Raw genomic sequence first — 12,835 nt, 5'->3', positions numbered from 1 at the left:
CGTGGCGATCCGCGTGGAGACCGATGCCGCCGACCCCCGGGTGGCGGTGCTGACGATCGACCGGCCCGAGGCGCGCAACGCGCTCGACCCGGAGCACCAGCAGGCGCTCGGCGACGCCGTCGCCGCGTTCGAGGCCGACGACGCGCTGCTCGTCGCGGTGCTCACCGGGGCGGGAGAGACGACGTTCTCGGCCGGCGCCGACCTCAAGCGGCTCATCCCGGCCTACCGCGACCGCGTGCGCGCCGGCGAGGACGTGCCGTGGAACTTCGGCGGGTTCACCGCGGTCGAGCGGGCCAAGCCGCTGATCGCCGCCGTCAACGGCCACGCGCTGGCGGGTGGGCTCGAGATGGCGCTGGCCTGCGACATCCGCCTGTGCTCGGACAACGCGACGTTCGGGCTCGCCGAGACGAAGTGGGCGATCATCCCCGGCGCGGGCGGGACCGTGCGGCTGCCGCGCGCGGTGCCGCTGGGGCTGGCGATGGAGATGATCCTGTCCGGCGAGCCGATCGACGCCGCCGAGGCCCACCGTGTCGGGCTGGTGAACCGGGTGGTGCCGCTGCCGTCGCTGCTCGACACGGCGCTGGGGCTCGCGCGGTCCATCGCCGACCGCGGGCCGCTGGCGGTCCGCGAGGCGCGGGCCCGGGTGCTGGACGGGCTGGGGCTCGAGCACGACGAGGCGATGGCGCGCGAGCACGAGGCGTTCCTGCGGGTCATGCGCACCGACGACGCGCTCGAGGGCCCGGCGGCCTTCGCGGAGAAGCGCCCGCCGCGTTACGAGGGTCGCTGACCGAGCAACCGCCGGAGGCGGGCGAGGAGTGCGGCGAGGGCGAGGCGCAGGGGACTCGTCGTCCTCGTGGGCGCCCGGCCCGTGTGCGCGGCCTCGTCGACGGCGTCCGCGAACTGCTCGAACAGCCGGCGGGAGACGTCGCCGGCCAGCGCCCGGCCGAACTGGGCGACGCGGCCGGTGAGGTGGACGTCGGCGTCGGCGGTCAGCGTGGTGCCGCCGCCGTCGTTCGCGTCGGCGGCGAGGCGGATGACGGCCTGGGTGGACGAACCGCCCCGGTCGGCGCCCTGGGCGAGGACCCGCATCCGGTGCGTCGACGGGTCGTGCTCGACGACGTGCGCGAGGCCCTCGAAGCGCAGCGACACCGGGCCGAGGGCGACGACGGCGCGCCCGCGGTAGCGGTCGTCGCCGAGGTCCTCGGTCATCTCGGCGCCGGGCAGGCAGGCGGCGAGGCGGTCCATGTCCGCGAGCACCGCCCAGACGTCGTCGACGCCCGCGGTGAGCTCGCGGCGGACGTCGACCGTCGCGGTCGGAGGGCCCGAGGGAACCGTGATCTCCGGGATCGAGCGCGTGGCGCTACGGACGCTGGTTGTCTGCGACGCCACGCCGCTGACGTTGCCGAGGCGCCCGGTGAGCGCCGGGGGGACGGCGGCGCGGGGTGGGGGGACGCCGTCGGGGTGCTCGCGGGCGACGTCGGCGACGGCGGCGAGGATGCCGCGGTAGCCGGTGCAGCGGCACAGCACACCGGACATGTCCTCGGGCAGCGACTCCTGCGCGTAGGTCCCGCCGGCGAGCAGGTCGTAGGCGCTCATCAGCATCCCGGGCGTGCAGAACCCGCACTGCAGGCCGTGGTGGTGGGAGAACGCCTGTTGCAGGGGGTGCTGGTCGTCGGCGCTGCCGAGGCCCTCGACCGTGGTCAGCGCGGCGCCCTCGCACTGCACCGCGAACAGCAGGCACGCGCGCACCGCCTCGCCGTCGAGCAGCACCGTGCACATCCCGCACACGCCGTGCTCGCAGCCGACGTGGGTGCCGGTGAGCCCGAGGCGGTCGCGCAGCACGTCGGACAGGGTGGTGCGCGGGGACACGGCGAGCGTGACCTCGCGCCCGTTGACGGTCATCGTCACGTCGGTGGTGGCGTCGGCCTCGACCCTCATCGGTGCGCCTCCCGGTGTGCCCGCGCCAGCTCCCGGGCGGCGAGCACGCCCAGCAGGCGCGCCCGGTAGCCCCGCGAGCCGTGGGCGTCGCCGTCGGTGTCGACGATCTCGTGAGCCAGCGCGTCGGTCATCGGTCGCAGCCCCGCCTCGGTGGGGTCGTCCAGCGTCAGCTCGCGGACCACGGGCCGATCGGACACCCCGAACGCCGCCAGCGTCGCCGAGCTCCCCCGCACCCGCACCGCCACCCCCGCCAGCGCGAAGTCGCCGTGGCGCCGCGCGATCTCGGCGAACCCGAAGCCCTCGCCGGGCTGCGCCACCGCGAAGCGCACGCCGGTCACGAGCTCGTCGGGGCCCAGGCCCGTCGTCATGGCGCCGGTGACGAACTCCCGCGCCGGCACCACCCGCTCCCCGCGCGGGCCCCGGACCAGCACCGACGCCCCGAGGCACGCGGCGACGGCGGGCAGCTCCGCCGCCGGGTCGGCGTGCGCGAGGCTCCCGCACACGGTCCCGCGGCTGCGCAGCTCGCGGTGCCCGACGAAGGGCAGCGCGCGCCCGACGAGCGGAACGGCTCCGGCGAGGGACGACCGCTCGAGCGCCCGCTGCCGGACCGCGGCGCCGACGTGGAGCTGACCGTCCTCGATCACCAGGGCGTCGAGCCCCGGCAGCCGCGTGATGTCCACCAGCGTCCCCGGGCGCCCGAGCCGCATCGCGAGCACGGGCACCAGCGACTGGCCGCCGGCGAGCACCTTCGCGTCGCCGCCGGCCAGCACGCCGACCGCCTCGTCGACGCTGTCGGGGCGGCAGTAGGCGAACGGAGCGGCCTTCATCGTCCCGTGAACTCCGGCGCCCGCTTCTCCCCGAACGCGGCGACGCCCTCGGCGAAGTCGTGGCTCGAGCGCAGCATCGCGTACGCCTTCCGCTCGAGCTCGATACCGGTGGCCAGCGGCGCGTCCACGCCGCGGTCGAGCACCTCCTTCGCGGCGCGCAGGGCGAGCGGGGAGAAGCCGAGCATCGTGGTCACGAGCGCCTCGGTGGCCGTGTCCAGCGCCTCGCGGTCGGGGTGCAGCTCGGCGACGACGCCCCAGTCGGCCGCTTCCCGGCCCGTCATGCGGCGCGCGGTCATGACGTGGTGCTTCGCCCGCGAGAGCCCGATCAGGCGCGCGAGGCGCTGCGTGCCGCCGGAGCCCGGGATCATGCCGAGGTTCATCTCGGGCAGCGCGAAGCGGCTGCGCTCGGTGGCGAGCCGGATGTCGCAGGACAGGACCAGCTCGAGGCCGACGCCGAAGGCGTAGCCGTCGACCGCGACGATCACCGGCTTCGGGCTGCGGGCGGGCGCGGTGACGTCGTGCCCGAGGTCGGTGAAGTCGATCGGGTCGACCTCCATGAACCCGGCGATGTCGCCGCCCGAGGAGAAGTGCTCGCCGTCGGAGCGGATGACGACGACCTGCACGTCCGGGTCGCGGTCGATCTCGGCGAAGCGCTCGGCCATGAGCCGGCGCATCTCCCAGGTGATCACCGTGTAGCGCCCGTGGGACAGCGTCACGTCCGCGACGCGGCCGTCGTGCGACCGCTCGAGCCGGACCTCGCCACCGGTCAGTGCCATGGGTCGTGTGCCTCTCGTCGTCGGGGTACGTGCGCGCTTTCCGCCCCTATAGGGCCGGAAAGCACTCACATGAGGAGGTCGTGGATCACGGAGCCGTGCAGGGGCAGGGAGTCGATCGCGACGCCCGCGGGGGCGAGGGCGTCGGCGACCGCGTTCGCGTACGCCACGGGCAGGCTCATCGAGCTGCCCTCGCCGCAGCCCTTCGCGCCGAGCGGGGTCAGCGGCGAGGGCGAGGCGAGATGGTCGGAGACCAGCTCGAACGCGGTCTCCGCGCTGGTCGGGCACAGGTAGTCGAGGAACGTCGCCGACGTCGGCTGGCCGGCGGGGGAGTAGCGGAACTCCTCGTAGGCCGCCCCGCCGAGCCCGTGCACGAGCGCCCCGAGCACCTGTCCCTCGATGAGCACCGGGTCGAGCACCGTGCCCGCGTCGTGGACGGTCGCGACCCGGTCGAGGGTGACCTCCAACGTCGAGGCGTCGATCCGCACGCCCACCATCTCGGCCACGAAGCCGTAGCAGAGCGAGGAGTTGATCCTGTCCTCCGCGGTCGCCGCGACGGCCTCGGGCGGCACGAACTCGCCCTCGGTCGCGAGGCGCGCGGGCGCCCCCGCGGGCAGCGACCCCGGGTCCCAGTGCACGACGCCGGCCGCGTGCCGGAACAGGCACGACGCGCCGGTCGCCGGGTCGCGCACCGACCCGTCCGCCAGCTCCAGGTCCTCGGCCGAGACCCCCAACAGCACCGACGCCCCGGCGCGCACCGTCTCCGCCAGCCGGTCCACCGCCGCGACGACCGCGCTCGTCACCAGCGGCGCGAAGCGCGACGAGTAGCTCCCCGAGGTCACCGTCCACGGCGTCGACGCGGTGTCCATGTCGACGACTGCGCGCACCTGGTCGACGGGCAGCCCCAACCGGTCCGCCGCCACCCGGCGCGCGACCGTCGCGTGCCCCTGGCCCTGTGGCACCGAGCCGAGCAGCACCGTCACGACGCCCTGGAGGTCCACCGACGCCCGCACGATCTCGGTCGAGCCGGACTTGTCGCGCCCCGGCTTCCGGTCGGCGGCCGGCGTCGCCAGCCCGACGTAGCCGATGTTGGTGCCGGACGGGTCGACGACCAGCGCGAGCCCGACCCCGTAGAACGCGCCGGCCGCGCGGGCCCGGACCTGCCGCGCCCGCAGCTCGTCGTACCCGCCCTTGCGGAGCAGCAGGTCGAGCGCGCCGGGGTAGTCGCCGGAGTCGTAGAGCCCGCCGGTCGGGGTGCGGTGCGGGAACGAGCGCACCAGGTTGCGGCGGCGCACCTCGGCGACGTCGAGCCCGGTCCGCGCGGCGACGGCGTCCATGAGCCGCTCGAGCCCGAAGTAGAGCTGCTGGCCGCCGAAGCCCCGGTTCAGGCCGGTCGGCGCGCGGTTGGTGACGACGGCGCGGGCGCGGATCCCGACGGCGGGCACGTCGTAGGCGCCGGTGATGTTGCCGAAGCAGCGGTAGAGCGTGCTCGGCTCCGGCGGGCGCAGGTAGGCGCCGACGTCGTCGACGAGGTCGACGCGCAGGGCCTCGACGGTGCCGTCGGAGGAGACCGCCGCCTCGAACGACATCGCCCGCCCCGCCCCCGACGAGCTCGCGAGCAGGTGCTCGACGCGGTCCTCGGTCCAGCGCACCGGCCGCCCGGCGTGCTTGGAGGCGAGCGCCATGAGCACGACGTAGGGGTAGATGCCGGACTTGATCCCGAAGCTGCCGCCGATGTCGGCGGGCACGTGCAGCCGGAACCGCGACACCGGCACGCCCAGCGCGCCCGCGGCGACCGGGACCATCGTGAACGGCCCGTGGAAGTTCGCCCACACCTCGACGGTCTCGACACCCCAGTGCGCGACGAGCCCGTAGCACTCCATCGGCACCGACGAGTAGCGCGGGAACGTGTACTCGCCGCGCACCACGTGGTCGGCCCGCTCGAACGCGGCGGAGACGTCGCCGAAGGAGAACGTCCGGTCGGTCGCGACGTTGGTCCCGGCCTCGGGGTGCAGGAGCACCGCCTCGGGATCCAGCGCCGCCCGGGTGTCGACGACGACGTCGAGCACCTCGTAGTCGACGGTCACGAGCTCGCACGCGTCCTCGGCGACGTAGCGGTCGTTCGCGACGACCACGGCCACCGGCTCCCCGACGTAGCGCGCGACGTCGACCGCGGAGGGCAGGTAGGGCATCGGCGTCGCGGTCGAGAGCGGGAACGGGCGCACGGCCGCGCGCACCTCGTCGGGCCCGATGACCGCCGCGACGCCGGGGTGCGCCCGCGCCGCCTCGAGATCGACGGCGACGATCCGCGCGTGCGGGTGCGGGCTGCGCACCACGGCGGCGACGAGCGTGCCGGGCAGCGGGTCGAGGTCGTCGACGAACCGACCGGCGCCGACCACGAGCGCCGCGTCCTCGTCGCGGGCGGGCACCCAGCTCACGGCGTCCCCCGATCCGACCGGAGGGCCCCTTCGGTCGTTCTATCCGACCGAGGGTGCCCTTCGGTCGGGACCACCGCGCTGTCCGCGAGCGCGGAGTAGCCGCCGCCGACGAGCACCCGGCGCAGCGTCTTGCCCACCGCCGAGCGCGGCACCGCGTCGACGGCGATCACGCGCTTCGGACGGCGCAGCGAGGGCAGCGCGTCGCGCCCCCACCGGTCGGCCGCGACGACGGCCTCGTCGGGCGCGACGCCCGCCGCCGGCACCACGAACGCCGTGACCGCCTGCCCCCACCGCTCGTCGGGCAGCCCGACGACGACCACGTCGGCGATCGCCGGGCAGCGCACGAGCGCGGCCTCGATCTCGTCGGGGTACACGTTCTCGCCGCCCGTGTTGATCATGTCGTCGACGCGGCCGGACACCCACAGGTCGCCGTCGTCGTCGGCCACCGCGAGGTCGCCGGTGAAGTACCAGCCGCCGCGCACGGCCTTCGCTGTCGCGTCCGGGCGCAGCCAGTACCCCGCGAACGCCTCGGGGCTCGCCATCGACACGACGACCTGCCCCTGCTCGCCCGGCGCCACCTCGTCGTCCGGGGACGCGCCGGGGGAGGGGTCGACGAGCCGGACGCGGCCGAACATCCCGGCACGTCCCGCGCAGCCGGGCTTCGCCGCGACGTCCGGGCCGATCGTGAACGTGTAGATCTCCGTCGAGCCGAAGTGGTTGACGAACGCCTCGGGCGCCACGGCGTCGACCAGCCGTTCCGCGAGCGCGGGCGCCATCGGCGCGCCCGCGTAGGCGAGCCGGCGCACCCCGGCGAGCGCGGCGGGGTCGGCCTCGCGCAGCAGCGACCAGTACATCGTCGGCACGAGGTAGAGCGACGTGACCCGCTCGCGCGCGATCAGCTCGGCGGCCTCCGCGGCGTCGAAGCGCGCCTGGGGCACCCACGTCCCGCCCGCGACGATCGTGGCGAGCAGGGTGCGCACGCCCATCGTGTGGAACAGCGGCATCACCCCGAGGACGACGTCGCCGGGGCGCCCGCCGGTCTGCACGAGGTGCGCGACGGCCGCGGCGTGCTCGGCGCGGTGGGTGCGCGGCACGCCTTTCGGGCGGCCCGTGGTGCCCGACGTGTAGAGCATGACGCTGACGTCGTCCGCGGTCGGCGGGTCGGACGGCGCGGTGTCGTGCTGGTCGAGGGACCGGCGCTCGACCTCCGCGAGGTCGAGGTGTGCGACCGGGCGGATGCGCTCGTCGCCCAGGGCCGCCGCGGTCGCCTCCCCGGTCGCGGGCTCGCTGACGACCAGCGCGGGCGCGGCGTCGGCGAGGCAGTGCGCGAGCTCGGGCGGGCCGAAGCGCGGGGAGAGCGGGGTGGCGACGGCGCCGATCCGCTGGGCCGCGAGGTGCAGCGACGCCGCCGGCTCGCCGCCGTGCAGCACGAGGGCGACGCGGTCGCCGCGGCGGACCCCGAGCGCGAGCAGGGCGTGGGCCAGGCGGGCGGTGCGGGCGTCCCACTCGGCGTAGGTCATCGGGCGCGGGCCGCCGACGGCTCGCCGCGTCGGGAAGCGCTCGACCGCCCACGCCCAGACCGTCGCCAGATCCACGGGCCCGCCTCCTGATCATGCTCCGACGCATACCATCTGTTTCGGACGGTATGGGACGTACCGCGGGGTGGCAAGGGTCGGTACGCTCCGTGCTCGTGGCCGATCGGCTCTCCCCGACCTCCTACGTCGTGCTCGGCACGATCGCGCTGCGCGGACCGTCGACGTCGTACGACCTCAAGCGGGCGGTCGGGCGCTCCATCGGCTACTTCTGGCACTTCCCGCACGCCCAGCTCTACTCGGAGCCGCAGCGCCTGGCCGAGCTCGGCCTGCTGGAGGCGGAGACCGAGCCCGACGGCCGGCGCCGGCGGACCTACCGGCTCACCGACCAGGGGCTCCGCGAGCTCAAGGCGTGGCTCGCCGAGCCGACGCCGGAGCACTTCCAGATGCGCGACATCGCCGAGCTCAAGCTGTTCTTCAACGAGGTCGGCGAGCCCGGCGACGTCGAGCGGCTGGCGCGCGAGCAGATCGCCGCGCACCGCGAGCGCATCGCGGTCTACGAGGACATGCAGGCCCGGTACACCGACCTCGACGCCGTCGCCAAGCGCATGATCACGCTGCGGCTCGGCCTGGAGATGGAGCACGCCGCCCTGCGGTTCTGGTCGGCGCTGCTGGAGGAGGTCGGCGCTCAGGCCATCCCGGACGCCGCGAGCGGGTCGTAGCCCGGCGCGCGGAACAGGTCCTGGAGCTGGCGGCGGCGCACCCCGATGTTGCTGCCCTCGATGATCGGGTAGGCGAGCGCCTCGTCCAGGTACTCGACGATCGGGAAGCGCGCGTCGTAGGAGGTCACGCCGACCAGCTTCACCAGGTCGTTGATCACGTCGACGCCGGTCTCGGAGCCGAAGACCTTGGAGTGCAGCGCGAGCTCGGGCGCCGACGGGTGCTGGGCCAGGACGGCGTCGAGGGCGCGCCACGCCAGCAGCCGCGTGGCCTCGATCCGGCCCTTCGCGTCGGCGAGCACGTCCGCCACGGACTGGTGGTCGATGATCGGGGACGGGCCGCCGCGGGTCTCGGTGGTGGCGAACCGCCAGGCGATCTCGAAGGCCCCGCGCATCGCGGCGACGGCGAAGATGCCGATCGATGCGCCGCTGGGCAGGAACGCGTTGCGGGTGAGCGCGGCGCCCTGGCCCTCGGCGCCGAGCAGGTTCGCCTTCGGCACGCGGACGTCGTGCAGGCGCACCCGCGAGGTCAGGCAGCCGCGCAGGCCGGGCAGGTCGAGGTGCTCCTCGACCTCGACGTGCCCGGCGAGGTGCTCGCGCTCGGCGACGATCAGCGAGATGCCGCCGGGCGCGCGGCAGACGATCGTCATGAGGTCCGGGCCGTCGCCGTCCCACCCCGACAGGTGCGACGCCCACGCCTTGCGGCCGTTGATCACGTAGTGGTCGCCGTCGGGTGTCGCGGTCGTCCGCGTGCCGGTGGGGGTGTCGAAGTTCGCGCTGCCCTCGGGCTCGCTGTAGGCCATGGCCGCCAGCGGCGCCCCGGAATCGGCCAGGAACGGCGCGACGAAGCGAGCGACCTGCTCCGGGGTGCCCGCCTCGTAGACGGGCGCGAGCGCGATGAGCGGGCCGGCCATGGAGATCGTGAAGTCGGGGCTGTGGACCGCCCACTCCTCGACGAAGATCGCCGCGTCGACCCCGTTCGACGCGGCGCCGCCGACCGGCGCCGGGATGAGGCCCTTGAGGAAGCCCTGCCCGACGGCCTTCTCGAACACGGGGCGGGCGAGCAGGGCGCGGGTGAGCGGGTCCGGCTCGGCGCGGACGGCGGCGGCGAGGTCGCGCAGGTGCTCCTCGGCGAAGCCGCGGGCGGCGGCCTTGAGCTGCTCTTGCTCGGGGCTCAGCAGGAACGACACGGTCATGCCCTGCAGATCCTGGCCACCGTGCGGGCGCCCGTCCCGGCCGTGCGCGCACCGGACCGTGCCGTGCGTGCACCGCTCCTACGGGCGCATCTCCCGCGGCGAGACCCCGAACCGCCGGCGGAACGCCCGCGCGAACGCCGTCGGGTCGTCGAAGCCGTGCGCGCGGGCCACGGCGGTGACGGTGGCCGGCGTCCCCGAGGTCAGGACGGCAGCGCACCGATCCAGGCGTCGGCCGCGGACCGTCGCGGCGAACGACTCGCCGGTGTCGGCGAACAGGTTGTGCAGGGTGCGCGGGGAGATCGCGAAGTGGCGGCACACCGCGGTGACGGTGAGGTCGCGGTCGGCGAGGTGGCGCTCGACGTGCGCGAGGACCGCGGCGCGGGTGACGCCGGCCCTGGGGTGTTCGGCGTGCTCCGCCGTCGCCGCGGCCACCGCCGTCGCGAAGGACTCGGCGAGCTCGCCGCTCCCGGGGGCGTCCGGGTCGACCGACCACAGCGCGGGCATCAGGGCGGCGACCGCGGCGCCGGCACCGGTCGGGGCGACGGACCGGCCCAGCCGCGGGCGGCGGCCGTGCAGCTTCGCGTCGAGGTCGCCGTGCGGGACGCGGAACGACAGCATCTGCCAGGGCCGGTCGAGCTCGAAGAAGTAGGGCTCGGCGGTGTCGACGACGACGATCTCGCCGGCACGGACGACGCTCGTGCGGTCGCCGACCGTGGTGATGCAGCGCCCGGCCAGCTGCAGGTTGACGAAGTAGTACGCGCCGTCGGTACGGGCCACCTCGCGCGGGCCGTGGTCGGTGCGCTGCGGGCGCGAGCGCAGCCGCGCGCGGTTGAGGCCCGCGAGCCGGCGGGTCTCGACCTTCGCCGCGAACCCGTCCTCGTCGGTCGTGCGGTGCGGCGTGAGCGGGACGAAGGCCTGGCAGATCACCTCGTGCCAGTACGAGAACTGGTCCCGTGCCGGCAGCGTCGAGATGTCCCAGACGGCCACCGTGATGACGGTAGCGCCGCCCGGCACACTCGGGCCACGGTCGACAAGAGGAGGCCCCGATGGCCACGCCGGACGGCGACGACGCGGACCTGGTGGCCGGCGAGCCGCGCCGGGTGCTGCGGCGGGCGCTCGCGCACCTGTCGACGCAGCGGCGGGAGGACGGCTCGCTCGAGCTGCTCGGCGACGTGCCGCCCGAGCTCGCCGACCCCCTCCTGCGCGCGATGAGCCGCGTGTCCGAGGAGCTCGCGGCCGACGACGAGCGCCGGGGCGCGGTGCCCCGCAGCGGCGGGCGGCTGCACGCGGACGCGTTCGTCGCCCTGCTGCTGCGGGTCACCGACACACCGCCGGAGCAGGCGTAGCTCAGCCCTGGCGGGCCTTCCACCCCGGGTTCTGCTTGTTGATCACCAGGGTCCTGCCGTGCCGGCGCACGACGCTCGAACCCGGCTTCTGCTTGAGGGCCTTCAGCGAGGCGCGGACCTTCATCTCGACTCCTTCACCAGCTCGACCCGACGCCGGGCGGGCACCCTGCGCGGTCCTACTCGCCGCGCCGTCGTCAGCGCTCCTCGCGGAAGTCGACGTGGCGGCCGACCTCGGCGTCGTACTTGCGCAGCACGAGCCGGTCCGGGTCGTTGCGGCGGTTCTTGCGGGTGACGTAGGTCGTGCCGGTGCCGGCGGTCGAGCGCAGCTTGACGATCGGGCGGATGTCGTTGCGGGCCACTGTTCCCCTTCTTGTTGAGAATGATTATCGTTCACGATAACGCCGACGGAGGGAGCGTTATGCCTGAGGGTCCGGAGACCGGACTGACGCTGGTGTGCGGCGCCGACCGGGCCGCGACGGCCGCGGTGGCGGGGTCGTTGCGCGCCGCGCACGGGGTGCTCGTGGCCCACGACCTGCGCGGACGGGGCGAGGGCGTCGTGCACCGGCGGGTGGTCGACGACGACGGCGGGTGCGACTCGGTGCTCGAGCTCGCCCACGGCTGCGTGGCCTGCACGCTGCGCGAGGACCTCCTGCCGCTGCTGCTGCGCCTGGCCCGCGACCCCGCGGTACGCGACGTCGTCCTCCTGCTCGACCCCGGCATGGAGCCCGAGGCGACCGCCGGGGCGCTGCACGCGCTGGTGCCCGAGGGCGCCGACGGCCCGGTCACCGACGTGCTCGCCCTGCGCGGCGTCGTCGGCGTGATCGACGCCGGGACCTGGCTCGACGATGCGGGGGGCGACGACTCGCTGCGGGAGCGGGGGCTCGGTCTCACCGAGGACGACGAGCGCACGGTCGCGCAGATGGCGGTGGCGCAGGCGGAGTTCGCCGACGTCCTCGTGGTCGCCGGGCGCTGCCCGACGCCCTGGGACCGCGTGCGCCTCGACGCCGTGCTCGACCGCCTCGCCCCGCGCGCGCAGCGTCTCACCGTGGCCGACCCGCCGGGCAGCGCGCCGGAGGTCGTCGCCGAGCTGGGCGCGGAGATCGTCACCCGGCTCGCGGCGCTCGGTCCCGACGCCCGCCGCGGCGTGGTCGAGGACGCGCACGCGCCGCTGCTGCGCGGCCAGCCGCCGCTGGCGCGCGACGCCGGGATGTCGCTGCTGCACGTCGGGCACCGCCGCCCGTTCCACCCGGAGCGCCTGCACGCCGCGATCGACGTCCTGCTGCACGGCACGATCCGGGCGCGCGGGCGGGTCTGGGTCGCCTCGCAGCCCGAGCACGTGCTGTGGCTGGAGCCGGCGGGCGGGGCGCTGCAGGTCGGGTCCGCGGGGACGTGGCTCGCGGCCGGGGGCACCTGGGACGACGTCGACGACGAGCGCCGCGCCGCCGCGGCCCTGGGCTGGCACGAGCGGTTCGGCGATCGCGAGCAGCAGCTCGTGGTGCTCGTCCACGACGCCGACCCGGCCGCGATCGTCACCGCGCTCGACGCCGCGCTGCTCACCGACGACGAGCTGGCGCTCGGGGAGGCGGCGTGGCGCCGGTTCCCCGACCCGTTCGAGCACCGGCACGTCGACCCGTGCGCGGAGCTGCCCGGGGTCGTCGACGAGGCCTTCACCGAGGGGGAGCGGTGACCGGCACCGTCGGCTTCACCGCCGTCTACTGCGGCACCGCCGACTGCCCGCACCACCAGCACCCGGCGCCCGGGCGCGAGGACGTCGGCGAGGCCCTGCGCGGCGCCGTGCGCCGGTGCCCGCACGGGGTGCTGGTCAGCGCGCCCTGCCTGACGACCTCGGCGTGCGGGCAGGGCACCGCGCCGCACGGGGCCGGCGCCCTCGTGCTGGTCCAGCCCTGCGACCACGCGCGGAGCCCCACCGCCCCGGCGGTCGTCGCCGGGCCGCTGCACGAGCACGCCGACGTCGACGACCTCTGCGCCTGGCTCGCCGGCGGCGTCGAGCACCCGCCGCCGGACCACCTGCGCGCCGGCTGATCGGCACGATCCACCGGCCGCGT

General features: G+C 75.5%; 14 protein-coding genes. 5 read left to right on the top strand and 9 right to left on the bottom strand.

Annotated elements, in window-relative coordinates:
• The first annotated feature begins 1 nt into the window (after window position 1).
• Complete coding sequence (locus WCD58_RS06480; protein ID WP_337700675.1) at window positions 2-787, top strand: enoyl-CoA hydratase/isomerase family protein; 786 nt, start codon at window positions 2-4, stop codon at window positions 785-787.
• Here WCD58_RS06480 and WCD58_RS06475 read toward each other — a convergent pair.
• From WCD58_RS06475 to WCD58_RS06455, 5 genes are all read right to left on the bottom strand, one after another.
• A complete protein-coding gene (locus WCD58_RS06475; protein ID WP_337700673.1) occupies window positions 772-1,938 on the bottom strand; it encodes a xanthine dehydrogenase family Fe-S subunit in 1,167 nt (388 codons plus the stop codon). The two genes, WCD58_RS06480 and WCD58_RS06475, sit on opposite strands and share 16 nt — an antisense overlap.
• On the bottom strand, window positions 1,935-2,765 hold the full coding sequence (locus WCD58_RS06470) for an FAD binding domain-containing protein (protein ID WP_337700671.1): 831 nt from the start codon (window positions 2,763-2,765) through the stop codon (window positions 1,935-1,937). The genes WCD58_RS06475 and WCD58_RS06470 overlap by 4 nt, the downstream gene beginning before the upstream one ends.
• Window positions 2,762-3,541 (bottom strand): enoyl-CoA hydratase/isomerase family protein, encoded by a 780-nt coding sequence (locus WCD58_RS06465; protein WP_337700669.1) that lies wholly within the window; start codon window positions 3,539-3,541, stop codon window positions 2,762-2,764. Before WCD58_RS06465 ends, WCD58_RS06470 begins: the two co-directional genes overlap by 4 nt.
• A gap of 65 nt (window positions 3,542-3,606) precedes the next feature.
• Window positions 3,607-5,976, bottom strand: a complete 2,370-nt coding sequence (locus WCD58_RS06460; RefSeq protein WP_337700667.1) for a xanthine dehydrogenase family protein molybdopterin-binding subunit — start codon at window positions 5,974-5,976, stop codon at window positions 3,607-3,609.
• Window positions 5,973-7,571, bottom strand: a complete 1,599-nt coding sequence (locus WCD58_RS06455; protein WP_337700665.1) for a class I adenylate-forming enzyme family protein — start codon at window positions 7,569-7,571, stop codon at window positions 5,973-5,975. Before WCD58_RS06455 ends, WCD58_RS06460 begins: the two co-directional genes overlap by 4 nt.
• 95 nt (window positions 7,572-7,666) lie before the next feature.
• Between WCD58_RS06455 and WCD58_RS06450 the strand changes: the two genes are divergently transcribed.
• The gene (locus WCD58_RS06450) at window positions 7,667-8,230 is read left to right on the top strand and encodes a PadR family transcriptional regulator (protein ID WP_337700663.1); all 564 of its coding nucleotides are present in this window, start codon (window positions 7,667-7,669) and stop codon (window positions 8,228-8,230) included.
• Here WCD58_RS06450 and WCD58_RS06445 read toward each other — a convergent pair.
• Together WCD58_RS06445 and WCD58_RS06440 are read right to left on the bottom strand one after the other, a co-directional pair.
• Window positions 8,197-9,423, bottom strand: a complete 1,227-nt coding sequence (locus WCD58_RS06445) for an acyl-CoA dehydrogenase family protein (protein ID WP_337700661.1) — start codon at window positions 9,421-9,423, stop codon at window positions 8,197-8,199. The two genes, WCD58_RS06450 and WCD58_RS06445, sit on opposite strands and share 34 nt — an antisense overlap.
• Window positions 9,424-9,501: 78 nt before the next feature.
• Window positions 9,502-10,410, bottom strand: a complete 909-nt coding sequence (locus WCD58_RS06440) for a helix-turn-helix domain-containing protein (protein ID WP_337700659.1) — start codon at window positions 10,408-10,410, stop codon at window positions 9,502-9,504.
• Window positions 10,411-10,469: 59 nt separating this feature from the next.
• On the opposite strand from WCD58_RS06440, the gene WCD58_RS06435 reads away from it, so the two are divergent.
• Complete coding sequence (locus WCD58_RS06435; RefSeq protein ID WP_337700657.1) at window positions 10,470-10,769, top strand: hypothetical protein; 300 nt, start codon at window positions 10,470-10,472, stop codon at window positions 10,767-10,769.
• 1 nt (window position 10,770) lies between these two features.
• Here the strand turns inward: WCD58_RS06435 and WCD58_RS06430 are convergent, their stop codons facing one another.
• A complete protein-coding gene (locus WCD58_RS06430; protein WP_337700655.1) occupies window positions 10,771-10,893 on the bottom strand; it encodes a ribosomal protein bL36 in 123 nt (40 codons plus the stop codon).
• Window positions 10,894-10,963: 70 nt separating this feature from the next.
• The gene (gene rpmG / locus WCD58_RS06425; protein WP_337700653.1) at window positions 10,964-11,128 is read right to left on the bottom strand and encodes a 50S ribosomal protein L33; all 165 of its coding nucleotides are present in this window, start codon (window positions 11,126-11,128) and stop codon (window positions 10,964-10,966) included.
• 59 nt (window positions 11,129-11,187) lie between these two features.
• On the opposite strand from rpmG, the gene mrf reads away from it, so the two are divergent.
• On the top strand, window positions 11,188-12,456 hold the full coding sequence (gene mrf, locus WCD58_RS06420; RefSeq protein ID WP_337700650.1) for a ribosome hibernation factor-recruiting GTPase MRF: 1,269 nt from the start codon (window positions 11,188-11,190) through the stop codon (window positions 12,454-12,456).
• The gene (locus WCD58_RS06415; RefSeq protein WP_337700648.1) at window positions 12,453-12,812 is read left to right on the top strand and encodes a hypothetical protein; all 360 of its coding nucleotides are present in this window, start codon (window positions 12,453-12,455) and stop codon (window positions 12,810-12,812) included. The genes mrf and WCD58_RS06415 overlap by 4 nt, the downstream gene beginning before the upstream one ends.
• Window positions 12,813-12,835: the final 23 nt, after the last annotated feature.

The organism is Actinomycetospora flava, from assembly GCF_037400335.1.
GTDB lineage: Bacteria > Actinomycetota > Actinomycetes > Mycobacteriales > Pseudonocardiaceae > Actinomycetospora > Actinomycetospora flava.
Note: the sequence above shows the minus strand (reverse complement) of the source record. Positions and strands in the feature narration are given on the sequence as shown.

What these genes read in the sequence shown, in the direction of transcription:
- WCD58_RS06475 (WP_337700673.1), bottom strand. Translation starts at nt 1,938, where the DNA reads ATGAGGGTCGAGGCCGACGCCACCACCGACGTGACGATGACCGTCAAC.
- WCD58_RS06470 (WP_337700671.1), bottom strand. Translation starts at nt 2,765, where the DNA reads ATGAAGGCCGCTCCGTTCGCCTACTGCCGCCCCGACAGCGTCGACGAG.
- WCD58_RS06465 (WP_337700669.1), bottom strand. Translation starts at nt 3,541, where the DNA reads ATGGCACTGACCGGTGGCGAGGTCCGGCTCGAGCGGTCGCACGACGGC.
- WCD58_RS06445 (WP_337700661.1), bottom strand. Translation starts at nt 9,423, where the DNA reads ATGACCGTGTCGTTCCTGCTGAGCCCCGAGCAAGAGCAGCTCAAGGCC.
- WCD58_RS06435 (WP_337700657.1), top strand. Translation starts at nt 10,470, where the DNA reads ATGGCCACGCCGGACGGCGACGACGCGGACCTGGTGGCCGGCGAGCCG.
- WCD58_RS06430 (WP_337700655.1), bottom strand. Translation starts at nt 10,893, where the DNA reads ATGAAGGTCCGCGCCTCGCTGAAGGCCCTCAAGCAGAAGCCGGGTTCG.
- mrf (WP_337700650.1), top strand. Translation starts at nt 11,188, where the DNA reads ATGCCTGAGGGTCCGGAGACCGGACTGACGCTGGTGTGCGGCGCCGAC.